Raw genomic sequence first — 26,844 nt, 5'->3', positions numbered from 1 at the left:
TCAGACTTAGCCGATTGAATGTGTCGCCAGGTTCTACTTCTCTGACTTACATCTTGGCGACCAAGGAGCGTCAGCGACGAAGCAGAAATGTTATGTTATAAGATGTTGGCGGCTTCTTGAATACCTCACATCATCTTTTCAAATAAAAAAGAGCCCCAACTTTATTGCCAGGGCTCTGATGTCATTTATATATGTCTCCTCTAGGTCCTATACGAACTACAAAAATGATCAATTCATGATTAAGAACCTCATAGATTATTCGATAATTTCCCACCCGTAATCTATAGATTATCCCTTCTTTACCTTTCATTTTCTTTGTATTCGGATTGTTTAATGGGTCATTAGATAATTCTTCAAGGGATAAAAAGATTCTTCTTGCGATAACTCGGTCTATTTTCCTCAGGTTCTTTTCAGCTTCACTTGAAAATGTGACTTTATATTTCAAGTTCACGTTTTAGATCCTCCAAGGATTTGGTCTGACCATTTTGAAATTCAATCCGTCCCTGTTCTATGACCTGAATATCTTCAGGTGTCAAAGAGTCATCGTCTTCATCAAGCTGTTTTTCAAGTAACCATGATAAAAAGCTCTTTGCGACAACCTTATTCTTCTCATTTAAATTACCTAGTATGTTTTCCAATTCATCATTCGGGACACTCATCAACTGTACCCCCTATTATTTAATCATTCTTTATTATACCCCAATATATAAGGATGCTCCAGACATAGCTTTTCTACCACTTATTAAGCCCTTATATATTTCGCTCTTACGCCAATTTCTTATAACGTCCCCATATTCACGACGTCCGACGTAGTCGGATGTGTCCAGCTGCTACCGCCTCCCCGAAATTCCTCTGCCGGACCGAGGAGCCGTAGGCTCCGAAGCGAGAATATAATGTTAACTGATGTCACCAACTTCCAGAATCACTTGCAAATAATTCTTTAGTTTTTAAACAATTCATTTATTCTGTTTATTGCTTCCTGAATCTGCATTTGAGAAGTCTTTAAAGCAAAATTCAATTGATTCTCTCTTTCATATCGCTCTCTAAATTGACCTTTTATATTTACATATCCTCTAACATCAAATGAAAATTCGGCTTCTAGTGCCGATTCCGAATCCATTAGAATTGCTGTACCTTTTAAGTCTTTATACATCTTTTCAATTTGTCTTTTGAATTCTAAAATCTCTTCTCGATATAGCCAGATTGAACCACTTACGAAATAATTATCAGCTTTTATGTCAATTCTAACTTTTCCATATTTATATGATTCCTCAGTAAATAAGAATTTTAGATAATTATTATCCAAATCGAGAATCAGGATTTCATCCAATTCAATTTCTCCTATTTTTATATTTTCTCGGTGATTTCAGTTAACATCCTTTCCCCGAATTCACCCATCAGCCAAATTCCGCTATATCCACGATTTCACTTTATATCCTTGATAAGTATATTAGACGCATATCTCTGCTACTCCTTCTTCCGGTTGGGTAGATTATCCATAATGCGATCGAGAGGACTGCGAATATAAGCTAGGTCCTTTTTGCTTACGTGGGTGTAGATCTGGGTCGTTTTTACGTCAGCAAGGCCTAGGAGTTCCTGGATATGCCTAAGGTCCGTACCGCCTTCTAATAAATGAGTTGCAAAAGAATTCCGTAAAGTGTGGATGGATGCCTTTTTTAAAATTCCTGCCTTATGTTTAGCTCGATCGAAGATAGCTTGTGCTGCCCGTTCGGATAAGTGGGAACCACACTGTGCGCCAGGAAAGCGGTAATCGATCACCGCATGGGTCTTCATGTAAGTCCGCAATAAGTCGATCACTGTATTGGAGAGCAAAGTGTAACGGTCTTTGCCCCCTTTGGCTTGCCGAATATGAATCAAGTTACGCGAAAAATCGAGGTCTTCCCTTCGTAATGGGACCACTTTCGCTTACCCGAAGACCGGAGGAGTAGGCCAGGGTGAGCAATAGTCGGTGTTTAGGATTGGCGAGCGATTCAAGCAAGGATAATACTTCTTGTTCAGATAACACGGAAGGAAGTGTTTTGTTACCTTTTAGGCGAATCTAATGTTTTTATAAGAATTCGAACGTCCTGTCTCAATCAATTCCAATAGGTACTTATTCAAATGCTCACGACTCACTTCATTAACGGAAACTATAGATTGTCGTAAAAATCGTTCTGCATGACCACGATAAGCTTTACGCGTCTTCATGCTGTAGCCTTTTCGTAGCAATAACTGATTCAGCAATTGTATGGCATGGTGATCCTCCGGCCCACATAAAGTACTGAATAACGGAAATTTCTTATACAACTTGGAATCACTGATTTTCACCGGAATCTGTTTTAAAACAGAACATAGTATGAGTACAATCTCTTCATCCGCAGGGATCATCCAACATTTTTTCGTCCCATCCCATTTTCGTCCAGGTACTTTGCGGATTTGAACAATCCATTCCGGAATATAGGGCATTTTAACTCTGAGCCATGCTTCCCCCTCACCTTTTACTTCAACAAAACCCGCTTCGCAGATTCCCTTGTTTTCCACCTTCTTATACCTTCCTTACGGAAAAATAAAAAAAGGAGACCACTGCCAAAGCAGTAGCCCCCAATTCTTTTGGAAGTAACCTATTCTCTTTTTAACCCGGTATCTTATTTCTAACCTTTTTCGTTATCTCATCTTTTTGTTTATCTATCTGTTTTATCTATCTCTGTTTATTTAATTTATCTGTTTCTTCATTATAAACCGCAGCTTACGAACACTTACTGTATCCGCAGTTGCTGCAGGTTTTGCAGCCCTCGATGTTGATCAGCGAGGCGGAGCCGCAGGATGGGCACAGGTCGCGGGAAGTGGCGACAGCCCCATGGGTATGGTCGTGGCCGCCTGCCGAACTGCTGGCTTCGGCATGCTCTTCATGATGCGCCACGGTTGCAGCTACTGGAGCCGGATCGTGGTCATCATATGGACCGTTTTGTACGTGGGTTTCCAGTGCTTTCGCTACCGCGTCGGCAATGGACTCCACTCGGTTCGGACCGAAGCCGATGGCCCCGGAGCCTCCGATGCCTTTCAGGTGCTTGATGAGCAGCTCGACCTTCTGTCCATGATCCCCGTAACGGAGGAACAAGGAGCAGACGCGGCCCAAGGCTTCCGCCATGGCGAACACGTCAGAACCGGCTTTACCTACATTCAGGAAGATCTCGCTCGGAATGCCGTTCAGATCGTTAATCGTAATATAAGCCATGCCGAATGGCGTATTGATTTTGTACGTTGCGCCGTGAAGCACTTGCGGACGTTTTTTGTACTGCTTGTCGACGACCGGCGTTTTCTCAGCTTCCGGAGTGACCGCAAGCGTTTGATTCAAGCCGTCAAGCGATTGCTTTTCCGCCGCCGATGCCGCTTCGTTATCAGCCGATACCGTCTCTTTTGCCTCGGCTTTGTCTTCCTTCTTCTCCGTTTGAAGCACTTGCACGTCGCGGCTGCCGTCGCGGTAGATCGTTACGCCTTTGCAGCCGAGATCGAACGCCAGCTCGTACAGACGTTTTGTCTCTTCGATCGTGAAGTCCGAAGGGCAGTTCGCTGTTTTGGAGATCGAGCTGTCGACCCAACGCTGGATCGCAGCTTGAACACGGATATGATCCTCCGCCGACAAATCCATCGCTGTAATAAAATAGTCAGGCAGCGATTCGCCCGGATGCGCATCGATCCACTCTTGAGCGATCGGAACGAATTGCTCGTCGAAGCCGAGACGGCTCTGACGGTAATATTTGAATGCAAAGTACGGCTCGATGCCTGTCGAGGTTCCTACCATCGTCCCCGTGCTGCCGGTTGGCGCCTGGGTGATGATCGTAACGTTGCGGACCCCTTTTTCACGGACGGCTTCGCCTACTTCAGGATACACTTCCGTCATAACCTTCATAAATCCGCTTTGCAAATATTTATCCGCTTCAAATGCCGGGAACGAACCCTTTTCTTCCGCGATATCCGCTGAAGCCAGGTAAGCTTCCTTCGCGATGAATCCATACAATTTATCAAGGAAGACCAGCGATTCCGGACTGCCGTAACGGATGTTCAGTTTGATCATCAATTCGGCCAAGCCCATCGTACCGAGGCCTACGCGGCGCTCGTTCTTCTGGTTTTTCTCGTTTTCTTCGAAATGATATGGCGTTTTGTTAATGACATTGTCCAGGAACCGTACCGAGTACCGGGTCGTGGTAGCCAATTCGTCCCATGCCACATCATGGTTTTCTTCATCATAGAACTTGGACAAGTTCATCGCAGACAGATTGCAGACGCCCCAAGCCGGCAGGCCTTGCTCACCGCACGGATTTGTACAGATGATCGGGTTAAAATACCAGCTGTTGGACATTTGGTTGTAGTACTCCATGAATACGACACCCGGCTCGGCCGATTTCCAAGCCGATTCCATGATCGTATGCCATACATCACGAGCCTTGACGGTCTTGAAATGGATCACTCTGCGGCCTGCGGCTTTCCATTTATCGAGATCCCCGTCCCAAATTTCGTTGTAGTTCTCTTCCGTCGTGTCCGGGAATACCAACTCCCAATCCAGGTCTTCCTTAACGGCCTTCATGAAGTCGTTGCTGACGCAAACAGACAGGTTGGCATTGGTGACTTGGCCCATCGTTTGTTTGACGGTGATAAAATCAAGCAGGTCCGGATGCCAATCGTTGATCATCAGCATCAGCGCACCGCGACGGCTTCCGCCTTGTTCGATCAAACCGGTCGTGTAGCTGAACAGACCGCCCCAGCTTACGGCACCGCTGGACGATCCGTTTACGCCTTTAACCACGGCACGGCGTGGACGCAGCGAGCTCAGGTTAATACCTACACCGCCGCCGCGAGCCATAATTTCCGTCATCTCGGACAGAGTTTCCATAATGCCGCCGCGGCTGTCTTTTGGCGACGGGATGACATAGCAGTTGAACAGGGTCAGCTCATCGCTTGCCCCGGCCCCGGCTGCAATCCGTCCGCCCGGTACCAGCTTCCAGTCATCCAATATATAACGGAACTTCTCGGCCCACTCCGCTTGCAGCTCCGGTGTTGCTTCTACCGAAGCCATTGCGCCGGCGAGCCGGTCCCACATTTCTTCAGGGGTTTTCTCAATATTCAGCGTCAGCTTCTCTACATCGGACTGGACCAACTCGCCCTTGCGTGTCTTAACCGTAACGGTACGGCCTTCACGGGCAACGATTTCGCCGACTTCCTTGGTCGGGAATTTCGGATCATCTTTCGTCAGGACCAGAACCACGTCGCCGACCTTGGCATGACTTGGATCAGCATCTTTCCATGCATAACGGTCCAAAAAGATTTTCTCGCTTAGCCCTTCCAGGCGCTGTTTTTGCTCGGTTTTCAAAGAAAACACCCTCCTAAAAGTTTTGTTGAGCATATGCTTTCGGAACAAGCTTCAAAACAAAACTTGCTTCGGAAACATATGCTTAAGTTTTGTTGAGCGCATGCTTCAGGAACAAGCTTCGAAATAAAACTTGCTTCGGAAGCATACGCCTAAGTTTTGTTGAGCGCATGCTTCAGAAACAGTCTTCGAATCAAACCCGCTTCGGAAACACACGCTATAAATGTATCGGCTTCACCTAGTGTTCGCCATTTCCAGCCAAATCACAAAAAAATATCGGTCACCGGTTGACGGGCCCTCCCTCCAAATCGGCCATAATAACGCGATTTCTGGGCTTTTCCCTACCAACCTATAACCGGAACGCACACATTAGAAACGGTATATAATATGTAAAAATCACAACATATTGTGTGCGAATACCATTATACTATACAATATCTCGTTGTCACAGCAACGAAGGATGAAATTTTAGCCATAAAAATGGGTCAAGCCCAATCGATCATCATTTTGCTCCGAATTGCTCTTTTTTTCGCCTTCCTTCTATGAAACCCGCTGAAAAAATTTCCAACTCCGCACCCCAAGCGCTTCCTTGGGATTCCGTGGCCTAAACGCCCCGATTATGACTAAGCATCACTATCTCCGCTCTACATAAACGTCCCTACTTCTGCATTCCGTACAGGTTATGAAGTTACTCTTTTTCGTCCATACTACACCTATCTCTGCAAGAGACTTAGTATTGCACCAAGAAAAGGCTGATGGCCGCCAGGCCGTCACGCACAAGGGAGGTTTTACATCTTGAATCCGCATCCCCCAGGCTCCGCCGGTAATTCCGCCAAGCTCCCCGCCGTTCCGGTCCAATTCGACCGCAGCTGGTACGATGACCTGGAAGCCAAACTGAACAAGGGCGGCCCGTGGGACGATTGGAAGCTGTTCAACCTCGCCGGGCAGGCCGAAGCGGCTTCGCTCGTTACGAGCTTCGAAGACATGCTGTGCCTGAAGCACCTGCCTCAAGAGCAGGTCACCCCGCTGCCGCACCAAACCGAGACGGCTCGAAAGGTGCTGTTCGAAATGCGCGGGCGCGCCATTCTTGCCGATGAAGTCGGACTGGGTAAGACCATTGAAGCCGGACTAATTCTGAAAGAGTACATCGTGCGCGGTCTTGTCCGTAAAGTTCTTATCCTCGTTCCCGCGTCCCTGGTACTGCAATGGGTTCGGGAGCTGAACCAGAAATTCGCCATCCCGGCAGTAGCCCAAAAAAAAGAATACTCCTGGCAAAATGACGTCGTCGTAGCATCGATGGATACCGCCAAGCGTGATCCGCATAAAGAGATACTGCTCGGCAACGAATACGATATGGTCATCGTGGACGAAGCGCACAAGCTGAAGAACAAGAAGACGACCAACTACCAATTCATGTTGAAGCTGCGTAAAAAATATTGCCTGCTCCTTACCGCCACCCCGGTCCAGAACGACCTGAGCGAGCTGTTTAACCTGATTACCCTGCTCAAACCGGGACAATTGGGCGGGCAAAACGATTTTGCATCCAACTTTGTATTCGATAAACGAATTCCAAAAAACGAAAGCCAGCTCAAAGGCGAGCTAGCTAAAATTATGATCCGCAACCGGCGCGGCGACGGTGAACTCGAGTTCACCAAACGCATCGTCAAAAATATTCATGTCGAGCTTTCACCCGAAGAAATGAAATTATACGACGGCGTCACTTCCTTTGTCAAAGACCAATATCATGCAGTCGGCGGCGACTTGAACAGCATGCTCTCGCTCGTAACTTTGCAGCGGGAAGTATGCAGCAGCCGGGACGCGGTGTTCGTGACCCTCGTCAATTTATCGAAGAAACTTGCGCCGGATTCGCCGCTGCGCGATAAAATATGGGACCTCGTCGGCATCATCAAGACGATTAAGGCCAACAGCAAAGCCGAGAAGGCGATGGAGCTCATCCGTGGCATGGATGACAAGGTAATCGTTTTCACCGAATACCGCGCCACCCAGGAATACCTGCTGAAATATTTCCGGGACCGGAATATGACGGCAGTGCCTTACCGCGGAGGGATGAACCGGGGCAAAAAAGACTGGATGATGGATCTGTTCCGTGGCCGCGCCCAGGTCATGATCGCCACCGAAGCCGGCGGGGAAGGAATCAACCTGCAATTTTGCCATCAGATGATCAATTTTGATCTGCCGTGGAACCCGATGAGGGTTGAGCAGCGGATCGGCCGGGTGCACCGGCTGGGCCAGAAGAATGACGTTCAGATTTACAACCTTTCAACCAAAGGAACGATCGAAGAGCATATCCTGAATCTTTTGCATGAAAAAATCAATATGTTCGAAATGGTCATCGGCCAGCTCGATGTCATTCTGGAGCGGTTTGAAAAGAGCGACTCCCTGGAAAAAAGCCTCTACAAAATATTGCTGGAATCCGGCAGTAACGACGAAATCGCCAGCCGGGTCGATTCTTTGGGCCAATCGCTGCACTCGATCCGTACCGAACTGGATGAGAGCGGCGAGAATTCGGCACAAAATTCCCGGTTGCAGCAGCTTCTGGAGGTGGATGAAGCATGACGATGACGCAGGATCAAATTCGCCAGTATGTGCTGACATATTTGGAGACGACGGAGTGCCAGTTTCTCGAAAAGTCGCCGTACCATGTCACGGTGAAGCTCTCTCCCCGCGCCGACAAGGATCTGACGAATCGTCCTTATTATTGGGGATTTATTGAACGAACGGGCGTCGAGCCGGAGACGATGACCTTCTCCTTCATTTTTGACGCCGAGCGGCATAAACAGCTTGAAGATCAGAAGGCATCATCGCAGCCGGAGGCGTCGCCGCAAGAGGATACGATCCTCGGCCGTCATTTCGGCGCGGTGCGACCGCTCCCTATTCTCGGGCCGGGCCGGATTCAGCGGGAGGAGATGCATTTCGGCAGTCCCCGGCTCAAACAGATCTTTGCCGCAGCGAGGCAAGGAGGACGCAGCGTCTACCTGTTTGAAGATCCCGGGCCCAGGCAGCGGTCGACCTTGCTCCCGGCGGCGTACGAGCCGTGGCTCGGCGTGCGCCTCAAGGTTGAGTTCAGCTGCGATATGAAGCGAGAGGAGCTGCACTTTATCGGAGTATCCTTGCGTACCGGGCAAATAGACACAGAGTTTCATACCAGAGTAGACGGTAAAATCCTGGTTCCCCGAATGCCGGAGAATATGCACATTTCACCGACCCGCCTGTCGCTAGATCAGGGAAGACAGTTGGTGGAGCAAACCATTAACGAGAAGGTGCAAGCTTACGATACCGCTTGGGCAGATGAAGCCCGGGAGCGCCTAAACGAAGAGTTGGCTCTGATCGATGCCTATTATACGGATCTTCTTCAAGATCCCGATGAAGAGCGCAAACAGGCCGTCATGGAGCAGTACGAATCCAGGCGAGGAGAAATACGCTGGCAATACGAGCCGAGAATTGTCGTATCCGCCCTGGGCAGCGGCATCTTTCACCTGCGTTCGCCGCTGGGTACAGACATTGACCGTTCTCGCTAAAAAAGTTCAAAAATAGAAGTTGACGAAGGCTTGGGCGCACGACAGATTGCAGCATCCTTTTCAGCCCTGCTTGGCTACAATGGATGGACAAGCAGCCCTATGTCATGACATCTGAAGCATAAGCCTCTTCCTTAAATTCAATAAGTGCAGGTGATATAAACATGACCCACCTTACAAAGACTCACCGGTTCGCCAAAATAATACTTTGCGCGGGCATCATCTGGCTCGGGGCATTTCAAGTCTCAGGCCAGCCTACCGTGATCTCCTATGCAACCGCCGCGGCGACAGTCAACCCGGATGCGCCGGCTCCCGAGCCGCTGCGGCGGTTTGCGGCCGATACTATAAAGCAATTGTCGGCAAACGCTCCATTTACAGGCTGGAGCGCAGCGAAGCCGATCATCGAGCCGCTTGGCCCCGGGACGCATAGCTGGCTTGTTACATTAAGCAGCGGCACCTCCACGAGCAGCGCTCCCTTGGGGTATCTCATTATCTCCGCTACCCCGGATGGCGACTATAAGCTGGTCGAGTACGGTTTGGGAGAGAATTCGCTTTATGCGAAGCCGACGCTCGAATCCGGACTCGCCGGGCTCGGCTTAGCCAAGAAGACAAAGTCTCTCCCTACCATCACGCCGGTTTACGCGGGGCCGGTTCTGGCGGAGTGGATGGTCCGGGCCGCAGGTAAGTCCGGCCCCGTCCATTTCATTGATGCCCTCACCGGGGAACAGCTTCCGGAGAGCCTGCAAAGCTGGAACAAACAGGCCGCAAGCTATGTGCCGCCTTCTTCGGCAGCCGGAAGCGACCAGAAGTCGCTGGCCGTAGCGGCGACTACCCGTCACGCCGATCTCTTTGACCCGTACGACAACATCTTATGGATGGCCGGGGAACCGATCCAGACCGGAGCAGACCGGTTTGAGGAACTCCTCGCTAACTACAAGCGCCTTGTCTTTGTCACCAACGGCCAGGAACGTACTTATTCCATTCCTTTACCTATCATCGGCTATCAAAAATGGAGCGCTGAGTCTCAATCTTCCGGCGAAGACGCCATTTATGTGCTCACAGGCTCTGACACCGCCCAGCGATGGATCGCTCTTGACGCATTGAAACAAAGCGGCAAATTTGTCGCATACACGGATTAATAGATAATAAAAGGCAGCCGGTGTAGTTTTACCTACCGGCTGCCTTTTGTATGCTGCATCAAATGCGAAGCTCTCTTGTCCTTTTTCCGCTTCCGCGGAATCTGGCCGATCCAGAGCGATATCGAGAACGGGATCATCCCGAACCACCGGTTTGCCCAGGGTTCCCTTCCTTTCGAACGCTCCCGCCGCACCTCCTTGGGCGTCTCGACATAATCGACGACCCGCTCCGTAATATATTTTACCAGTTCATCGCCCTTGGCCATGCTGCCGCCTCCTTTTGACACTAAAGTTCTATTCGTATTGTGCACCGTAATCACGCTTCATAAACACCGAACACGAATGCATGTTTTTTCTATGATCGGCTCAAGCTATGGACGGATATGAAAGTGCAGATTATAAAGCCGTAAAGGGTGATATGAATGCAAATAAAAACAATTGGGGTCCTTTTCGCCTCCGTGATCATGGCTTTGACCTTGGCGGGGAATCCCGTCATGGCGTTTGCGGAAGACGGGAACAATGAATTCCGCCACGCCTTTCCGGAGCCGGTCATCTTGATCGATGCGGGTCACGGAGGCATTGACGGGGGAACCTCCTATGGCGATATTCTTGAAAAAGACATCAACTTAGCCATCAGCCGCCGGTTATATATGATCCTGAGAAGCCACGGCTACAGGACCATCCTGAACCGGACCGGAGACTATGCGCTAAGCGATGACAACCGCTGGCTGAACAGCCGCTCAAGGCATATAAGGGATCTGGCTCAACGCAAAGAACTAAGCGAGCAGGTGCCCTCCTCGATCGTCGTGAGCCTGCATGTGAACTGGGGGAGAAACAAAGCTAAACGGGGGCCGGTGGTCCTTCACCAGGATGAAGCGCGCAGCGCGCTGCTGGCAGGCTCCCTTCAGCACGCATTAGAAGATCTTTATGATTTGAAAAGATTTACCCAACCCGAACTGGGCAAGCCGTTTTATTTGCTAAAGCATGTCGATTCGCCGGCCGTCATCGTAGAAACCGGATTTATCAGCAATGCCGAAGACCGCGCCATGCTGATCAGCACGCGCGGTCAACAGAAAATCGCTGAAGCAATTTACGCAGGCATCGCGGAATATTTTACGGTGATGTAACTCCCCGCCCCGGTTCGGTTCCGGGGCCTTTTTGCTCCTTCGCCAATTCCAAAATCCCGATGAACCTTACTCCACGGGCTTGAAATTCAGGAACATACTGCTTCAGGGTCGCTGCCGTTATGGCCCCCTTCACCCCAACATGTCCGATCGCTACACATTTCCCTTTCTGATCCAATAGCTCCTGAATCTTATTCAGTTGGCCGGCAATATGGCGCGTATTGTGGACGTCATCGAGGAATATATCATTGGACAGCCGCGGCATCCCCATTTTTTCGCTGATTTGCGATGTAACCGACCAATAATTCGTTTTACTGTCGACAAAAAACAGGCCCCGCTCCCGACAGACCTGAAGAATAACCGCCATGATCCGGTCATCCCCCGTTATTTTGGAGCCCATATGATTATTGATTCCTTTCGCAAACGGAACATTGTCAATGGCTTCCTCCACCTTCTTCCGGACCTCTTCATCCGTCATGCCCGACAGAATCGCGCCCGGCCCGAGCCACTCAGGTTTTCCCTGCTTCGGTTCCATCGGCATATGGATCAGAACATCGTGCCCCAACTCATGCGCCCTTCTTGCATCCTGCTCGGTCGACCTCATAAACGGCATGACGGCGACGGTTACTTTTACCGGCAGATTCAGAATCTCCTCCGTACCGCCCATAGAATTGCCCAGATCATCGATAATGATCGCCAGCCGTCTTTCAGAATCTTTCTTCGTAACGGGGTCCTGAGTACGACCGTCTTGCGAAAGTTCGGCGGATGGAGCAGGTGGGGCGATTAAGACAGACTGGTCCGCTTGAACGTTCGGAATCCCGCATAAAGGGTTTAATAGCAGCAAGCACAATAGCAAGCCGATTCGTTTTACTAAATTTTTTTTACTGTCTTTCATAAACACTCCCCTTTTTTATAGTCAGCTTCTTTCTAAACGAGGCTTTGCTTCCAATCCCTGCGCCGAACCGTGCTCGTCCAAGCCAAATCGGCCAGAAATAGAAACAGCAGCAACGGACCAGCAGTTTCCCAAGCCGGACTCAGGCCTTCATACACTTTTTCCATAAAAGGATGTATAAAGGTGATCAATCCCAGGGACAGCACTCCCCAGTAGAGAGAAAACCGGAGGCAAATATGCCCTTGCAGCTGCCACCGATTATTGGAGTAGTCCCACCACTGGCGTCCGAACAGACCTTGAAGCAGAATCCCGCTTGCATATTCAACCGCCGTCGGGACGACAAAACACAACACAAGCATCAGGAGCGGATTTGGATCCTCCCCAGCGAAATAAAGCAGCAGTAAAGGAGCAAAACCGTACATTGGCTTGTAGGGCCCTTTCATAAATCCTTCCTTCCAGAATACGCCCCTCGTTGCCAGGCTATATACATTTTCCAGAATCCAACCGCTAACCGAGTAGGCCAGAAAATAAAAAAGCGATTCCGTCACCGACGTATCACCTCCGCCTTTCCATAAAGTTATCCAGCAAACGTCTTTCCTATTATGACTATCTCCTGTCCGATTATGCGCGTAGTAAAGACTGGCTCCCGAATCCCATGGAATTACAAGTCGGAAACTTTCCTTTTTTTGCCTCATTTTAAAACTCGATATGATGATAAGATGACTAAAGAATATGTAGTATATGGAAAGGAGCAGCTGAAGATGGGACTTCACCTCATCGGAATCCTGATCTCGTTACTGGTCATGCTGCCGAATCTTCTATTTTTGTTCCGCGGACCACAAAATATGCCCAAATCCTTTTCACCCGCGCCTCTCATTATCACGGTTCTGGAACGGGTCGGCCAAATATCCTGTTTTGCGATGCCTCTGCTGTTCGGCAATCTTATCGCGGAGCAGCCCATGAATTCCATTCCTGTTCTCATGGGAATCTGCCTGCTGATCTATTACGCTTGCTGGATCCGTTATTTCACGGGCGGCAATTCATTTGCATTGCTGTATAAACCTTTAGGTCCTATCCCTATTCCGATGGCCCTGTTTCCGATCCTTTATTTCATGCTTCTCGGTTTATGGACGGAATCTTATCTGTTCGTCATTCCCTCGCTTCTCTTCGCTGTCGGCCACTTTATAAACAGCTGGAGGGTGTATGCGGACATTCATGCTCCAAAATCATAAAACACAAAAAAGGCTCGCAGCCTGCTTAAGAGCAGAATGCGAGCCATTGTTTATTAAAATATGGTGCGGTCGAGAGGACTCGAACCTCCACGGGGGTTAGCCCACACGGACCTGAACCGTGCGCGTCTGCCAATTCCGCCACGACCGCTTGGCGTCGTTATCCGCGGAAATGTTTTCCGCAGCGACAAGATATAAAATATCACGCGGAATAAAAAGAGTCAACTAATTTTTATCTTCATCTACCTTTGCAGGTTTAGTAAAACCTTAAGGAGTGCAGCTCAATTATACCGCTCTGAACCTTCACCGTGATTTTTGCATCGGCTGCCGGAACCAGCTCGTTTATAACCACCGAGGATATTTCATCGCTCGGGGACAGCTTAGCCTTAAATGTCTCCACCCCGTCCTGCAATACGGTAACCAGCGCCTCTTCTCTACAAATCAGTTCCAATGTGACCGTGTTATCTTGTTCGATGGAGCAAAAACTATAAGTAGCGAACTCGTCCGCGGTTAGTTCGAGCGCGAGGTTTTTCCACCCGCTGTCAAAGCCGAACCTTTTCGTTTGAGGATCGTCGGAAATCGGAATTATTCCCATGCCGGTAGCAGCCCGATACTTATAAAGATTGCCTTCCTGGCGGTTCCCGCTGAAGGATATTCCTTTACCCGGAAGCTCGTCGAAATCCGTCCCACGTACGCGGCAGCCGGGCAGCCGGAAGGCCGAAGCCGTAACCGCCGGATGAGCGGTGCAGTTCTCCACCTTGATATTTTCGAGGTAACCGTCCAGAATCTGTTTGGTCCGTTCATAGCCCGGCCGCGGCCCGCCTTCCGTATAAGCAAGGAATTCATCCCAGCCTTCAGGCTTATTTATGGTGTAAGGGGAGTTCGGACGCTCCATCTTTTTCCACGGCCATAAGTTATAGCCAATCCCGAGCGACACGGCCAACGGATACATGGCGGCAAACCATTCCAGATCGTTCTCCCCCGTTTCTCCCAGCCACAGCGGCTGATTTAGGGATTCGGACAGCTCCAGATATTCGTCGTAGGCCTCTTTGCCTGGCATGCAAGCGTAGCGGTGGAAATGAATGACCATGTTAGGGTCGTATGGCTTATAGAATACTGCCGTATTCGTGGCCCAGTGATGTCCCTCCACCGACAGCATATGCCTGGAATCGATCTCGCGGATCGCGGCGATGGCCTCCTCATAAAAAGCCACCAATTTTCGTACGAGATAGTGCTCATGCTTTCCTTCCATAATTCCCGGGCGAACGGGCTCGTTCAGCAGATCATAGCCGCCCACGATCCAGCGGTCGCGGTACCTCCGGGCAAGCTCCTTCCATAGCTCGATCCCTTTGTTCCAGCTATCCTCATCGGTCAGCAGCCGGGGGAAATCATCGACCGAATCATCGATATTCGCTCCGGTCTGACCGCCGGGTGCACCGTGCAAGTCCAGGAAGGCGTAAATTCCGAACTCCTCACACCAATCCAGACAGCGGTCGATCAATTCGAAGCCATCTTCCTTCCAATGGATGCCGGGCTCGTCTTCCATCAAAACCCGCCATCCGATCGGGATGCGTACCGAATTATATCCCTGCTCAGCCATGAGCCGGATATCCTCTCGGGTAACGTAATCATCACGAAACCGCTTCCAAAAATGTTCTGCATATTCATTTCCCGCCAGCTCGCGGATCACCGCTTCAATTCGACGCGGGCGATCGAACCGGCTGTTGTGGGACAGCCACATATATCCTTCGCACAACAGCCAGTTCCCTAATCCCCACCCTGTAAGGACGATTTCCTCGCCGTCTTCGTTCACTACCTTTTTTCCTTCCGCCCGCAAGAAGCCTTTGACCCGCGAACGATCACTTTTTTCAAACATGAGTTTCTCTCCTCCCCGGCTGAACCGATTATGTCGCGACCATTATAGCATTCTCAATTTAAGACAAGCGCCGGTCCCGACATTTGGAGCCTATAATCCGAAATTTCGGCCCTTTGGTTACGGGTAGAACCTTAATCGCCTTCCCGGAAATGAAGGCATTGACACCTGCGACAACTTGTCGTATATTCGAACTACGACAAGTTGTCGCAGTAAGAAGAAATTGAGGTGCGCACCCAATGAACAAATTAGGAAGGTTGTCCGAGACCGAATTGGAAGTCATGGAGGTGATTTGGAACCTGTCCACTGCCGTAACGGTGAATCAGCTTCTGGATATTTTCAAAAGCAAAGACTGGAAGACATCCACGTTATCGACCATTTTGAACCGGCTGATCGAGAAAGGATTTTTAACCAAATCTTTAAACGGCAAGACGAATTATTACAATCCGGCATTAACGTTTGACGAGTACAAGAAGTACGAAACCCGCTCCTTCCTCAGCCGTCTGTACAACGGGAAAGCAAAGAACTTTATTGCCGCTCTGGTAGATGACGATGAACTGAATCAGGAAGACATTGCGGAACTGAAGGATTGGTTTGCCCGCAAGGATGAAGAACAATGACAGACTTTATAACGTTCCTCCTCCTGGCGTCATTTGTTGGTACGATCCTCTGGATGATACAGAATATGCTGACTCCCGTTACGCGGAAATATTTTTCTCAGTCCTGGCATTATTACACCGGCTTGGTTCCCGTATTTTTCCTGCTTGGCGGTTCTGAGATCATCAGCAGACTTCTCTCATTTATGGCCCCCGCTCATAGAGAAGCTAACCCTATTCCGGGATCGGGAGTGATTTCGGAGACATATGCTCAAGTCTCAACCATAGAGCAAACTGCGGCCCACGTCCGGTTATGGATCACCCAACTATTTGACAATCTGATCCGTATCAGCAGCTCAAAAGAATTTACGCTCATCGCGACGGTCATTTGGGTGGTGGGAGCCCTTGCATTTACAGTTGTAAACATCCAACGGTACCATGCATTTAAGCATTCCATCTTGCGAGGAAGCCGGGCCAATAACGATGTACAATGCCCTGTACAAGTAATTGTAAGCCCGCATGCCCCCACCCCGTTCATTATCGGGCTGTGGAATCCGATAGTTGTATTGCCTGATGTCCCTATTGAGGAAAACAAGCTTGCTATGATCCTCTCCCATGAGCTCGTTCACTTAAAACGCGGAGATTTGTTTGTAAAGCTGATTGTTTTTGCTACAAATGCAATACATTGGTTCAATCCGGCCTCCTATGCAATGAACAAACAGGTTTCCATGTATTGTGAACTCTCCTGCGATGAACAGGTCGTTCGGCACATGGATGCGGCGGGCAGAAGAACCTACGGTGAAACTTTACTATCTATGCTGGAATATGGGGTTATGAGAAGGAACGTTATTTGCACAAGCAGTCTGTGCAACCCGAAAAAACATATGAAAAGGAGGCTCACCCATCTTATGAATGAGAAAAAGATGAAAAAACCGGTGTTCCTGTTGTCGCTCGTTGTGGCGATCGCCTTGGTTGGCGGAGGCGGAGCTGCTGCTTATGCCGCTGGATCAGCTTCTAAAATCCCAACCCACAAACAAGTAGTTGCAGGTGCCAATGTTACCGTGCAAAACCCGGACGGAACTATTCAATCTTTTGACAAAGACGGAAATCTGGTGCCAGGGAAATCAAAAGATAGCCGCGCACCAAAGAAATTAACCACGGAAGAAGTCGTGGACCGGGTGACGAAACATATTGAAAAGGGAATTACGGTTCCGCAAGGATATATCGAGGAACTCCCGCAAAAAAACTTGGATGCACTTAACGAGCGTTATCATTTGAAGCTTCAAAAAACAAATAAGAATTAAATCCGGGGATGATATATTTGTTTAAAACAAGATGGAAATTAATATCTACCTTTAGTTTGCTGATTGCGCTGTTCGGCGGGAATGTAGCGCATGCCGCTGAAGAATTCTTTTGGTCGGATGTCGAGCCTGCTCTTACGTGCTACGATAACCGTGACGGAGAAGCCGGCGAGCTTGGAATTATTAAAGACGGCAAAAAGGTGAACCTTGATATTTCCTCATGTAAGGAAGCTAAAAACAATCGTGTGTTAGTTCACTTGAATGGCAAGTATCTTAATGTCTATGCCGGAAGCGGAGCCGAGCCGTTTAGTGATAACGGGCGGACGATGATCCCGCTTCGAGCGCTTGCCGACGGATTCGGGTTTGAAGTGGACTGGGATCAAAAGAACCAGCAGATCACATTAAAACATGATCAAAAAAGCATCATTTTGCATGTAGGAAAATCGGAAATGTGGGTTGACGGTAAGAAGGTGAATTTGGAAGATGCCGTGCCTACGGTAAAAAACGGGGTAACTTTCTTACCCGTTAGACAGCTTGCTGAAGTACTTGGGGTTAAAGTCGATTGGAATAACGCAACCAGAACAGCAACGTTTACGGTACCGGATTAAGTATTTTAAACAGCAAAAAGGTTTCTGTTCTGCTGAAATTAGCAGATCAGAAACCTGTTTTTAATGAAGGGATGCGGTCGAGAGGACTCGAACCTCCACGGGGGTTAGCCCACACGGACCTGAACCGTGCGCGTCTGCCAATTCCGCCACGACCGCAAATTTCGCCGATGCAATGTTTTGCAGCAACGAAATATATATTATCACCTTTTTCATAGCGAGTCAACAAGCAAAATAAATCTATTTTGAAGCTAGCCCTTCTGTTTAAAGGCTTCACAACTATGACTCTGTAATGCGGTTGATAGGTTTCCAGAAATCCATTCCTGCAAATACAATATCCTTCCGGAACCGTTCCTCCCGGGGGCCGGTCTCCGAGCATTCCGCCCACGGTACGCGTCCCGGTCGCACATTCGAGACATTGTTCGATCCATATTCCTCGTAGCGAACGGTTTCTTCATTAGCGGGATCATCCCAGTTATCCCATCCCAGAGGATGGATATGCGCACCCATCCGACAATGGAGGAATGCGGTCTTGGCGAATTCCCGCCACGGACGTCCCAGATATACCCCCGACACTCCCGGTTCCGCAGTCAAGTAACAGGCATCAAACACATAGCCATGCTCTTGCCCTTTCGGGGTGGAAGCTGCTGTAATATACCCTCCGCCCTCGCCTGCATGGTTCAGGCTGTGAATCTGGCAGCCTTCGAAATAAGCGGTGGCTCCGCCAAATATAAAATCGACGGTTCCTTCAATATAACAATTCATGTAATACTGGCGATAATGAGCATGGTGCTCACGGAGCGGAATTCCGCCGAAGGACTGGCGTTCCCGGGGAGAGGGCGGTAATGGTCCCGTGAACAGTGTATCCTGATGTCCCTTGAAGGAACAATTCCTGAACACCGTTTGATCGCAATGGGCATATACTGCGACCGCCTGGCCGATGTCCGGCCCTTGCCCTGCCGTATTGACAATCACCAGATTGTCGAGCACAAGGCGGCTGCCTCCCAAAAATAAAGTCGGAGTCGCAAAGGTTCCGATTTCTTCGCCATGCTCATCCCGTTCTTTAGCATAACGGTTCATCGTAATCTCGACATTCCCGATCCCCACAATGCGAAGATCGGAACGGTATATTGTCACGGCTTCCTCATAACGGCCCGCTAAAATAAACAAAGTTTCCGGTTTCGCGGAACCGGACCGTTCCAGCGCGTCAACCGCTGCCTGAACGGAATGATAATCGCAAAAGGATTGTTTCCCTACCAGCATTCTTCGCAACGGTCCTTTCCGGATAAACTGTGAAATATGATTTTACTCGCCTTGTTGCTCGGCAAAGCTCAGTTCCAAAGGACCGAGCGAGACCTGTTCCACCAGTCTTTCGGGTCTTCGCGTGTTCCTGGATCGGCACTGCTCCACCTCGACTTGCTCGCCGTTCTCGATGTAAAAGGCAGGGCCTTCATGATTTTCGATCGTCACCTGCCGGAACCGGATATCCCTCACATTACCCAGGTAGAAGCCGCGGTTATTCATGTCCTGTATACCCGCCATCATCGCCGGACGGCCGGGAACCGCATTCTCGGCCATGGAGATGTCGATGCAATCGAACGTGATCTCCGATATGTAACGCTCCGCCAGACCGTAAATGAACCCGGCGGCCGCATGAACACGCCTCGCTGTAATATTGGCAAAATGAATACGTCTGAACTGCGGGGTCTCTTCCGTGACCGGATAAGGATTCTTATCCCAAACATACTTATCCTTGCCGCGAGGTCCGCAGAAATAATAGAGATTCATGATGAACGGGCAAATGACATCCTCCATCACGATGTTGCTGATCCGGATATCCTCGACCGTTCCCCCGCGCCCGCGCCGGGACTTCAAACGGATGCCCCGGTCCGTCTGCTTAAAGACGCAATTGCTGATCGTCACATTGCGGATATCCCCGCTCATTTCGCTGCCGAGTACGACCGCACCGTGCCCGTGAATCATCGTACAGTTCGTAATCGTAATATTTTCGCACGGAATTCTCTCCGCAGTATCCTCGGTACCCGCCTTTATCGCAATACAATCATCCCCCACATCGATATGGCAGTTACTGATCCTCACATTGCTGCACGACTCCGGATTGATGCCGTCCGTATTGGGGGAATCCGGCGGATTGTATATCGAAAGATTGTCGATCGTTACATCGCGGCAGGCGATCGGGTTCACCGTCCAGCTTGGGGAATTGACGAGCGTCACATCCCGGATCGTTACCCGCTTGCAGCGGTCAAAGCTGATCAGCTTCGGCCTCGGATATGGAAGCTCCTCGGGACGGTCGCGGTGCTTCTCCCACCAAAGCTGTCCGTTTCCGTTCAGACAACCGCTTCCCGTCACTGATACCTGCTCCAGGTCCTCTCCGAAAATGCAAGAAGCATGGACCGGGCGCTTTACGCCTTCCCATCTCGATTCCACAACCGCATAATCCTCGGGACTTGTGCTGAATGACAGGACGGCTCCGGGGCCGAGCCGAAGCTCAATATGGCTTTTCATCCGGATAGACCCTGTCAAAAAAAATCCCGCCGGCACAAAAACTGTACCGCCCCCGGCCCAGCTCGCCGCTTCAATCGCTGCCGCTATGGCCTCCGTGGCGGGGACGCCGCTGTCCTTAAGCGCACCGAAATCAATAATGTTATACACCTGCACCGTCTCTTCCTCCTATCTGCATAAGGATTCCATTTCCACGCAGGCCATCACGAAAGCTCCAACCCCGTGCAAATCATTTTTCACCTTGGGCCGGGTCACATAATTCTCGTAATCGCCTGCCGATGTGCCGATGCAAATGTCAGGGAGAACCAGTCGTCCCCGTTCATCCCATTCAATCACCGAAACCAGACCCTGATACCCTTTCTTGGCGGCGGTCCATGCTTCCTCCCCGGCGATTCCCAGCTTCACCGCCTTGGCGATCGTGTAGACGAACAAGCAGGAACCGGATGTCTCGAGCCAGTTTTCCGGGCGGCTTCCTTTATCGACGACTTGGTACCAGAGCCCGCTGGCGTCATCCTGATAACGGACCAGCGAACCCACGAAGTCTTGCAGCGCCCCCGCCAGCTCTTCCCGTCCGGCATGGTCCGTTGGCAGCAGATCAAGGAACTGGGATAAGGCGAGGCCGTACCACCCCAAGGAGCGGCTCCAGAATTCCGGAGAGCACCCCGTCTGCGGATTCGCCCAAGGCATCCGGCGGCTTTCGTCCCAGGCATGATACAGTAAACCCGTAGCTTCATCCTTCATATGCTTTCGCATAAGCTGTTCCTGAAGCAGCACATTGTCGCGCAGGCCTTCTTCCCCGAAGACATTGGCATACTTCAGTGTAAATACCCCCGCCATATACAGCCCATCCAGCCACATTTGATACGGGTACTTATCCTTGTGCCAATATCCGCCCTCAGAGGTTTTGTTGAGCGTCAGGAGCAGGTTCCGCAGTTTATCCGCGGCGATCCGGTACTTGGATTTCCCGCTTCGCTCATACAGCCTGAACAGGAGAAGACCTGCCTGAATCGCATCCAGCTCATCTCTGGCGAAATAGAAATTGCCTTGTTCATCCACCAGATCATCAACGTATTCCTGGATATAATCCAGATAACGGTCCTCCTGAACAACCTCCCATAACAGTTCCATCCCGCATAGAAACACGCCTTGATGATAGTGCCAGCGGTGCGCGGGGGGCAGTCCGCCCGCCGCATATGTGTCCATTAAAGAATCGCAGGCCTTCTTGGCCCATTCCACCGGTGTGCCCGGACGAGGAATAGTCATTTCTAAGCTCCTTCCAATTGTAGGCTCACGTATCTAGTCTCCTTATACCGCAGGCTGCATACCGCGTTATCCCTTCATCGATCCCAGCATGGCTCCTTTGGCAAAATGCTTCTGCAAATACGGGTAAACCATGAGAATCGGAAGGGTGGCTACGACGATAACAGCCATTTTGATCGTCTGATCGGGCGGAGGCACCGTACCGTCGAGCGTCGAGCTATGATCCAGACCGCTGGCAAGCACGACGATTTGTCTCAACAGCACCTGAATCGGCCATCTAATGCTATCGTTCAGGTACAAAATCGCCGTCAGATAGGTATTCCAGTATGTGACCGCGTAAAACAGCGAGATCGTGGCGATCGCGGGCATCGACAGCGGCAAGACGATCCTAAACAGGATGCCGAAGTCATTGCAGCCGTCGATTTTGGCGGACTCTTCAAGGCCTTCGGGGATGTTCTGGAAAAAATTTTTGAGGATGATCATATTAAACGCGCTGATGGCCGACGGAAGGATCAGGGCCGCGTACGAATCGATGAGTCCCAGTTCCTTTACGACCAGAAAGGTCGGAATCAGCCCGCCGTTAAACAGCATGGTGAATACAACGAGAAAGTTGACGGCTTTACGTCCATCCAAATCTTTTCGGGAAAGGCCGTAGGCCATCAGGGCGGTCACCAGCATGCTGAACAGCGTGCCGATGAGAGTAACGCCGATGGATACACCCATGGCTCTAAAAATCGTATTTGTCGAGAAAATAAACTTGTAAGCATCCAAGCTCCAAACTTTCGGAATCAGGACGAATTTATTGGCTGCCAGCTCCGCATTCGTCGTAAACGAGCCCGCCACGACGTGGATAAAAGGAAGCACCGTAATCAAAGCGATAATGGCAAGCAGCGTAAAGTTGATCGCGGCATAGATTCTGCCGCTTATGGATCTGTCTTCTACCATTGCAATTCCTCCCGCAATCTCAATAAACGCCTTCTTCTCCCATTTTCTTGGAGATTCGATTGACCAGCATGACCATGATCAGACCGATCACGGATTTAAAGAATCCGATCGCCGTACTATAGCTGTATTGTCCCTGCCTCAAACCTGCGGTGTACACGTAAGTATCGATAATTTCCGCCACTTCGCGGTTCATCGAGTTCAGCAGCAGATATACGTGTTCAAATCCAAGATCCAGGACATGACCGATTTTCAAAATAAACAGCGTGATAATAACGCCCCGGATGGCCGGAAGTGTAATATGCCAGACTTGCCGCAGCCGACCGGCACCGTCCATGCGAGCGGCTTCGTAAAGTCCCGGATCGATCGCCGCAATCGAAGCGAGATAAATAATCGTCCCCCAGCCCGCTTCTCTCCAGATAACCTGAAGGATATACATCGGCCGGAACCAGCCCGGACTGAGCAGGAAATTGATTTTGTTAAATCCGAAATAGACAAGTAATTCGTTGATAATTCCCCCGTCCATCGTGACCATGACATAGGTGATCGAGACGATGATGACCCAGGACATAAAGTGCGGCAAATAAACGAGCGTCTGAAACAGTCTCTTGAAAAAATGGCCGCGCAGCTCATTCAACATCAGAGCGAGGATGATCGGAACGGGAAAATATATAAACAGATTGAGTCCGAACAAGATCAGGGTGTTTTTAAGAATATTGAAGAACTCCGGCTCGGCAAACAGCCGTTTGAAATGCTCCATGCCTACCCATTCGCTGCCCCTGATCCCTTGATAAGGCTTGTAGTCCTGAAAGGAGATGACGAGTCCGTACATGGGCAAATATTTGAAAATAATAAAATAAAGGACTCCCGGCAGCAGCATGACATAGAGCCATTTGTTCCTCCACAGCCGTTTTTTTAATTCACTGTTTCGCTTCTGTTTTTTGGTCTGAAATTTCGGAGTTGTACTGGACGGAGCGGTGGCTTCCTGCATGAGTCTCTTCCTCTCTGCTTCAAAATTGCGAAAACCTGGCCATTAACCAAGGAATATGAATGGAAAAGGCTATTGAATGAACATCTCCAATAGCCTTTTCGGTTACCGTGCTACTTTGCGGCAGCGGCGTTGTATTCCTCGATAATTTTCGATCCGCCCCGGCTCTTCCAATCCTCAACCGCTTTCTCGAAAGCTGCTTTGTCAATCTGGCCATACATATACTTGTAAGTGGCGTCCGTAATGAGTTGTTGAAGCTCCACGCCTTTTTCCGTATAAGTCGCCGAGTCCAAAGCGGCCGTCGGATCAGGAACGCCTACCTTCACATTTTCCTTGAGCAGCTCTTCGGCATGAATTCTGCCGGGCAGCGTGTTGTAACTCTCGTACATGCCGTTTGTCTCGGACTCGCCGATGACGCTGTCTTTGAAAGGCTTCACTTCGCGCTCGATCAATTCCTTGTTGTCCCCAACCTTCGCCTTTCCTTCTACTACCGTGTAGTGCGTACCCTCAATGCCCCAGAACATCATATTGGCCAGTTCCGGAGTCATCATCTTGTCAAAGAAGGCAAGAATTTTCTTTAGTTCGGCTTCGTCCTTCACCGCGGATTTCGGGAACAAGACGAGATTGTTGTATCCCGGAATCATCCATTGGGCAAACTTCCCGTCCGGTCCGGCAACCATACTGTGCGTATCCAGAACGGCGTCCGGGAAGTTTTTGATCAAGTCCTTATTCAGCGAATCGATATCCTGCATGGAACCGCCGATATACATCCCGGCCTTGCCGCTGGTAAACATATTTACGGCATCCGTCTTGCTCGTAGCCGCGAAATCCTGGTTCATGTAACCCCCGCTGCGCAGCTCTTTAAAGAAATCCATCGTATCGATATACTGCGGGAACGTGAACTCCGGCTGCAACTGCCCATCCTTGGTTCCCCAGGTGTTCGGCGTGCCGAACCACGAGGATACAGTTTTGAAAGCGCCGTATACCAATTCATTCCGGTCGGCAATTCCCGTTGTGTCCTTCTGTCCGTTCCCGTCCGGATCCTGTTCGGTGAACGCTTTTGCCATCGCAAACAATTCATCCACATTGGCCGGCGCTTTCAACCCCAATTTGTCCGCCCAGTCTTTGCGGTAAATCATGCCTTGGCGGGCGAGCGGTCTGCCGATGTATAGCGAGTACAGCTTGCCTTCCACCTTGGTATTGTTTAAAATTTCAGGCTTCAGCTTGTTCAGGTTCGGATACTCGCTTAAGTAGGGTCCGATCTCCCAAAATTGGCCGTCCTTGATCGCCTCTTTCATCTGCACGAAGGTGCTCTGATTTTTTAAATAGGTGACCTGAGGCAAAGATCCGGTGGCAAATGCGGTATTCAGCTTTTCTTCATAAGAATCCGCAGGGAAAAATTGATAAGTCAATTTCGTGTTCGTCAATTTCTCGATTTCCTTCTTGATCGTGTCCGGCGGTGTTTCCGACGTATTCAATGGAAGCATGATCGTAATTGCGGCCGGTTCTTCCGCAGCTGGAGTTTTGTCCTCCGCTTTAGCCGTTTGAGTAGGAGCAGGATCGCCTGTCGCTTTATTGCTGTTGTTACCGCCCGAGCAGCCGGCGAGCATAACACTGAATGTGAGCAGCGCAGTCAGCAAGATGGTGAAAGATCGTTTCTTCATACCATTTTGACCTCCATTTGACTTGGATTGATTACAAGGTCCACACTACCTGCTCCGCCGGATTACGAATACAATCATTTACTCATAAACGCCCTTCAGTTCAGCAATCTGGATAAATGATTATCATGATAATCTCTCGGAATGCAAAAAATCCGCCGTGCATCTGCACGACGGATTCCATTCCGTTACTCATCAATCAATGTTCACTTGCCAGCGCTTCATTATATTCCTCCATAATCTGATCCCCGCCGCTGTTCTTCCAACGCTCAATCACATCCTTGAAGCCATCGGTATCGATTTTACCCAGGATGTAGTTATATGTGGCATCGGCAATCATAGAAGACAGCTCTACATTCTTCTCGTCAAATGTCGGGGAACTGAGCTGTACCGTAGGGTCGTCAACCACGAATTGCTCATTGTCCTTGCTCAATTGATCAGCCAGATCGGTCAACTGCTCTTTTTGGGCCACTTGCATAATGTTTGTATTTCCAATATCCGCGATCATAAGGGAGTATAACGGGTTCACTTCATTCACCCGCAGCTGTGAAGTCTCTTCCGGAAGGATGACTTTTCCGTTTGCGAGCTCGTAATGTCTTCCTTCAACCCCGTACATCATCAGATTGGCGACATCTTTATCCATCGTCCGGTCAAAAAAACCAAGTACCTGCTTCAGTTCCTGCTCCGTCGGAATCGCCTTCTTGGAGAAAAGGAACAGTCCATTATAGTTCGGGATCGACCATACCTTGAAGCCTTCAGGACCTTGAATGCGGTTGACCAGCGTAAATTCGGCCTTCGGGTTTAACGCCTGGGCTTCAATCGATAGCCGTTGAACGTCGGTCATACTGCCGATATACACTCCCGCCTCGCCGTGAATAAACCTGTCCCGCTGGATTTCCTTGCTCGTTAGCGCAAAATCCTTGTTAATGATCCCTTCGACGTACAATTTTCTCATAAAATCCATCGTGTCTATGTATTCATCCGTCATAAAGTCGGGAATCAGCCGGTTATTCTCAATCTTCCAATTGTTCGGGGTTCCAAAATAAGAACTCAGCGTCTTGAATACTCCATAGACGAGATCATTGCGGTCCACGACTCCGATCGTGTCCTGCTTTCCGTTTCCGTCAGGATCTTGATAAGTAAATTGCCTCATCACCTCGTACAGCTCTTCCAGAGTACCCGGTTCTTTTAATTGAAGGTGATCCAGCCAATCCTTGCGAATAATTACGCCCTGCCTGGAAGAGGGCCGTTCGGTATATAATCCGTAGATTTTGCCGTCAACCGCGGTCTGGTCAAGAATGGAGTTGTCCAGGCCTTTTAAATTGCCGTAATTCTGGAGATAAGGACCGATTTCCCAAAAAGCATCCGAACGAATCGCGTTCTTCACCAGATTGTAGTCTGAAAATTTCACGAACGTGACCTTCGCCAAGGAATTGGTCGTCAATCCGGTGTTCATTTTATCGGTATAAACGCCCTCGGGAACCCAACGGATATCAAGCTGCACCCCGGTCAAGCTTTCGATCTCGCTCATAATTTCCCTGGAAGGCTGCTGAGGAAAATGAAGCGGCGCCAAAATGGTGATGTACGGACGCGGTTCGCCGGAACCGGTATGGAGTGTATCGCGGCTGCTGCAGGCGCTTAGTGGGGCGAATGAAACAAGGATCAGAATACAGCAATAATGAAGAGCCCTTATTCCCTTGGATGCTCTGGACATGCTTACGTTCCTCCTACAATTCTTGTTCTCTCCATCATACATTCAGTTATCGGAAGAATTAACCATCTAAAGCCATGAGTCGATGAAATGATTATCGCG

General features: G+C 49.7%; 25 protein-coding genes and 2 tRNA genes. 8 read left to right on the top strand and 19 right to left on the bottom strand.

Translation table 11 applies throughout. The features are described from left to right. Nucleotides 1-181: 181 nt before the first annotated feature. From KB559_RS07745 to KB559_RS07720, 6 genes are all read right to left on the bottom strand, one after another. On the bottom strand, nt 182-451 hold the full coding sequence (locus tag KB559_RS07745) for a type II toxin-antitoxin system RelE family toxin (RefSeq protein WP_211021154.1): 270 nt from the start codon (nt 449-451) through the stop codon (nt 182-184). Next, entirely contained in the window at nt 435-659 is a 225-nt protein-coding gene (locus KB559_RS07740; RefSeq protein ID WP_211021153.1) for a hypothetical protein, read from the bottom strand. Before KB559_RS07740 ends, KB559_RS07745 begins: the two co-directional genes overlap by 17 nt. A gap of 281 nt (nt 660-940) precedes the next feature. Then, a complete protein-coding gene (locus KB559_RS07735) occupies nt 941-1,330 on the bottom strand; it encodes a WapI family immunity protein (protein ID WP_211021152.1) in 390 nt (129 codons plus the stop codon). A gap of 137 nt (nt 1,331-1,467) precedes the next feature. Next, the gene (locus KB559_RS07730; protein WP_211021151.1) at nt 1,468-1,920 is read right to left on the bottom strand and encodes a tyrosine-type recombinase/integrase; all 453 of its coding nucleotides are present in this window, start codon (nt 1,918-1,920) and stop codon (nt 1,468-1,470) included. A gap of 129 nt (nt 1,921-2,049) precedes the next feature. After that, nucleotides 2,050-2,541: a hypothetical protein gene (locus KB559_RS07725; protein ID WP_211021150.1), complete on the bottom strand. Its 492-nt coding sequence runs from the start codon at nt 2,539-2,541 to the stop codon at nt 2,050-2,052. 205 nt (nt 2,542-2,746) lie between these two features. Further along, complete coding sequence (locus tag KB559_RS07720; RefSeq protein WP_211021149.1) at nt 2,747-5,368, bottom strand: adenosylcobalamin-dependent ribonucleoside-diphosphate reductase; 2,622 nt, start codon at nt 5,366-5,368, stop codon at nt 2,747-2,749. Between the two features lie 792 nt (nt 5,369-6,160). On the opposite strand from KB559_RS07720, the gene KB559_RS07715 reads away from it, so the two are divergent. The 3 genes from KB559_RS07715 to KB559_RS07705 all read left to right on the top strand — a co-directional run bounded on the left by KB559_RS07715 (nt 6,161) and on the right by KB559_RS07705 (nt 10,040). Next, nucleotides 6,161-7,942 carry a DEAD/DEAH box helicase gene (locus KB559_RS07715; RefSeq protein WP_211021148.1) on the top strand — a complete coding sequence of 594 codons (1,782 nt, stop codon included), beginning with the start codon at nt 6,161-6,163 and terminating at the stop codon, nt 7,940-7,942. Beyond that, nucleotides 7,939-8,904: a YqhG family protein gene (locus tag KB559_RS07710; RefSeq protein WP_211021147.1), complete on the top strand. Its 966-nt coding sequence runs from the start codon at nt 7,939-7,941 to the stop codon at nt 8,902-8,904. Before KB559_RS07715 ends, KB559_RS07710 begins: the two co-directional genes overlap by 4 nt. 161 nt (nt 8,905-9,065) lie before the next feature. Continuing rightward, nucleotides 9,066-10,040: a hypothetical protein gene (locus KB559_RS07705; protein WP_211021146.1), complete on the top strand. Its 975-nt coding sequence runs from the start codon at nt 9,066-9,068 to the stop codon at nt 10,038-10,040. Nucleotides 10,041-10,072: 32 nt separating this feature from the next. Here KB559_RS07705 and KB559_RS07700 read toward each other — a convergent pair whose 3' ends face one another. Next, the gene (locus KB559_RS07700; protein WP_211021145.1) at nt 10,073-10,303 is read right to left on the bottom strand and encodes a YqzE family protein; all 231 of its coding nucleotides are present in this window, start codon (nt 10,301-10,303) and stop codon (nt 10,073-10,075) included. Between the two features lie 198 nt (nt 10,304-10,501). Here KB559_RS07700 and KB559_RS07695 point away from each other — a divergent pair, with 198 nt between their 5' ends. Continuing rightward, the gene (locus tag KB559_RS07695) at nt 10,502-11,164 is read left to right on the top strand and encodes an N-acetylmuramoyl-L-alanine amidase family protein (RefSeq protein ID WP_435530146.1); all 663 of its coding nucleotides are present in this window, start codon (nt 10,502-10,504) and stop codon (nt 11,162-11,164) included. On the opposite strand, the gene KB559_RS07690 is transcribed toward KB559_RS07695, so the two are convergent. Together KB559_RS07690 and KB559_RS07685 are read right to left on the bottom strand one after the other, a co-directional pair. Next, nucleotides 11,151-12,056 carry a divergent polysaccharide deacetylase family protein gene (locus KB559_RS07690; protein WP_211021143.1) on the bottom strand — a complete coding sequence of 302 codons (906 nt, stop codon included), beginning with the start codon at nt 12,054-12,056 and terminating at the stop codon, nt 11,151-11,153. The two genes, KB559_RS07695 and KB559_RS07690, sit on opposite strands and share 14 nt — an antisense overlap. A 32-nt stretch (nt 12,057-12,088) precedes the next feature. Further along, nucleotides 12,089-12,601, bottom strand: coding sequence for a putative ABC transporter permease (locus tag KB559_RS07685; protein WP_348772900.1), 513 nt, complete (start codon nt 12,599-12,601; stop codon nt 12,089-12,091). Between the two features lie 213 nt (nt 12,602-12,814). Here KB559_RS07685 and KB559_RS07680 point away from each other — a divergent pair, with 213 nt between their 5' ends. Then, complete coding sequence (locus KB559_RS07680) at nt 12,815-13,285, top strand: hypothetical protein (RefSeq protein ID WP_211021141.1); 471 nt, start codon at nt 12,815-12,817, stop codon at nt 13,283-13,285. A gap of 61 nt (nt 13,286-13,346) precedes the next feature. Here KB559_RS07680 and KB559_RS07675 read toward each other — a convergent pair. Then, nucleotides 13,347-13,433: transfer RNA gene (locus KB559_RS07675), tRNA-Leu, on the bottom strand. Nucleotides 13,434-13,538: 105 nt separating this feature from the next. Next, a complete protein-coding gene (locus tag KB559_RS07670; protein WP_211021140.1) occupies nt 13,539-15,158 on the bottom strand; it encodes a glycoside hydrolase family 5 protein in 1,620 nt (539 codons plus the stop codon). Between the two features lie 236 nt (nt 15,159-15,394). On the opposite strand from KB559_RS07670, the gene KB559_RS07665 reads away from it, so the two are divergent. The 3 genes from KB559_RS07665 to KB559_RS07655 are packed head-to-tail and all read left to right on the top strand — an operon-like array spanning nt 15,395 to nt 17,660. Further along, a complete protein-coding gene (locus KB559_RS07665) occupies nt 15,395-15,775 on the top strand; it encodes a BlaI/MecI/CopY family transcriptional regulator (protein WP_211021139.1) in 381 nt (126 codons plus the stop codon). After that, nucleotides 15,772-17,055 carry a M56 family metallopeptidase gene (locus KB559_RS07660; protein WP_211021138.1) on the top strand — a complete coding sequence of 428 codons (1,284 nt, stop codon included), beginning with the start codon at nt 15,772-15,774 and terminating at the stop codon, nt 17,053-17,055. The genes KB559_RS07665 and KB559_RS07660 overlap by 4 nt, the downstream gene beginning before the upstream one ends. 17 nt (nt 17,056-17,072) lie before the next feature. Then, nucleotides 17,073-17,660: a stalk domain-containing protein gene (locus KB559_RS07655; protein ID WP_211021137.1), complete on the top strand. Its 588-nt coding sequence runs from the start codon at nt 17,073-17,075 to the stop codon at nt 17,658-17,660. Between the two features lie 72 nt (nt 17,661-17,732). Here the strand turns inward: KB559_RS07655 and KB559_RS07650 are convergent. The 8 genes from KB559_RS07650 to KB559_RS07615 form a co-directional block, all read right to left on the bottom strand. Further along, nucleotides 17,733-17,816: transfer RNA gene (locus tag KB559_RS07650), tRNA-Leu, on the bottom strand. A gap of 120 nt (nt 17,817-17,936) precedes the next feature. Beyond that, complete coding sequence (locus tag KB559_RS07645) at nt 17,937-18,920, bottom strand: pectinesterase family protein (protein WP_211021504.1); 984 nt, start codon at nt 18,918-18,920, stop codon at nt 17,937-17,939. Between the two features lie 42 nt (nt 18,921-18,962). Next, a complete protein-coding gene (locus tag KB559_RS07640; RefSeq protein WP_211021136.1) occupies nt 18,963-20,336 on the bottom strand; it encodes a glycoside hydrolase family 28 protein in 1,374 nt (457 codons plus the stop codon). Nucleotides 20,337-20,348: 12 nt separating this feature from the next. After that, nucleotides 20,349-21,443, bottom strand: a complete 1,095-nt coding sequence (locus KB559_RS07635; RefSeq protein ID WP_247681652.1) for a glycoside hydrolase family 88/105 protein — start codon at nt 21,441-21,443, stop codon at nt 20,349-20,351. Between the two features lie 66 nt (nt 21,444-21,509). Beyond that, entirely contained in the window at nt 21,510-22,385 is an 876-nt protein-coding gene (locus KB559_RS07630; protein ID WP_211021135.1) for a carbohydrate ABC transporter permease, read from the bottom strand. A gap of 19 nt (nt 22,386-22,404) precedes the next feature. Next, entirely contained in the window at nt 22,405-23,373 is a 969-nt protein-coding gene (locus KB559_RS07625; RefSeq protein WP_211021134.1) for an ABC transporter permease, read from the bottom strand. Nucleotides 23,374-23,483: 110 nt separating this feature from the next. Then, entirely contained in the window at nt 23,484-25,034 is a 1,551-nt protein-coding gene (locus KB559_RS07620) for an extracellular solute-binding protein (protein ID WP_211021133.1), read from the bottom strand. A gap of 196 nt (nt 25,035-25,230) precedes the next feature. Continuing rightward, nucleotides 25,231-26,745: an extracellular solute-binding protein gene (locus KB559_RS07615; protein WP_211021132.1), complete on the bottom strand. Its 1,515-nt coding sequence runs from the start codon at nt 26,743-26,745 to the stop codon at nt 25,231-25,233. Nucleotides 26,746-26,844: the final 99 nt, after the last annotated feature.

This window comes from Paenibacillus sp. Marseille-P2973 (genome assembly GCF_018101095.1).
Taxonomy (GTDB): Bacteria; Bacillota; Bacilli; order Paenibacillales; family Paenibacillaceae; genus Fontibacillus; species Fontibacillus vini.
This window is presented reverse-complemented; position numbering and strand designations above follow the sequence as displayed.

Excerpts from the sequence above, each read along its gene's own strand:
- KB559_RS07705 (WP_211021146.1), top strand. The coding sequence starts at position 9,066 with ATGACCCACCTTACAAAGACTCACCGGTTCGCCAAAATAATACTTTGC.
- KB559_RS07700 (WP_211021145.1), bottom strand. The coding sequence starts at position 10,303 with ATGGCCAAGGGCGATGAACTGGTAAAATATATTACGGAGCGGGTCGTC.
- KB559_RS07740 (WP_211021153.1), bottom strand. The coding sequence starts at position 659 with ATGAGTGTCCCGAATGATGAATTGGAAAACATACTAGGTAATTTAAAT.
- KB559_RS07695 (WP_435530146.1), top strand. The coding sequence starts at position 10,502 with ATGGCTTTGACCTTGGCGGGGAATCCCGTCATGGCGTTTGCGGAAGAC.
- KB559_RS07645 (WP_211021504.1), bottom strand. The coding sequence starts at position 18,920 with ATGCTGGTAGGGAAACAATCCTTTTGCGATTATCATTCCGTTCAGGCA.
- KB559_RS07670 (WP_211021140.1), bottom strand. The coding sequence starts at position 15,158 with ATGTTTGAAAAAAGTGATCGTTCGCGGGTCAAAGGCTTCTTGCGGGCG.
- KB559_RS07625 (WP_211021134.1), bottom strand. The coding sequence starts at position 23,373 with ATGCAGGAAGCCACCGCTCCGTCCAGTACAACTCCGAAATTTCAGACC.
- KB559_RS07630 (WP_211021135.1), bottom strand. The coding sequence starts at position 22,385 with ATGGTAGAAGACAGATCCATAAGCGGCAGAATCTATGCCGCGATCAAC.
- KB559_RS07665 (WP_211021139.1), top strand. The coding sequence starts at position 15,395 with ATGAACAAATTAGGAAGGTTGTCCGAGACCGAATTGGAAGTCATGGAG.
- KB559_RS07710 (WP_211021147.1), top strand. The coding sequence starts at position 7,939 with ATGACGATGACGCAGGATCAAATTCGCCAGTATGTGCTGACATATTTG.
- KB559_RS07620 (WP_211021133.1), bottom strand. The coding sequence starts at position 25,034 with ATGAAGAAACGATCTTTCACCATCTTGCTGACTGCGCTGCTCACATTC.
- KB559_RS07660 (WP_211021138.1), top strand. The coding sequence starts at position 15,772 with ATGACAGACTTTATAACGTTCCTCCTCCTGGCGTCATTTGTTGGTACG.
- KB559_RS07690 (WP_211021143.1), bottom strand. The coding sequence starts at position 12,056 with ATGAAAGACAGTAAAAAAAATTTAGTAAAACGAATCGGCTTGCTATTG.
- KB559_RS07635 (WP_247681652.1), bottom strand. The coding sequence starts at position 21,443 with ATGACTATTCCTCGTCCGGGCACACCGGTGGAATGGGCCAAGAAGGCC.
- KB559_RS07680 (WP_211021141.1), top strand. The coding sequence starts at position 12,815 with ATGGGACTTCACCTCATCGGAATCCTGATCTCGTTACTGGTCATGCTG.
- KB559_RS07615 (WP_211021132.1), bottom strand. The coding sequence starts at position 26,745 with ATGTCCAGAGCATCCAAGGGAATAAGGGCTCTTCATTATTGCTGTATT.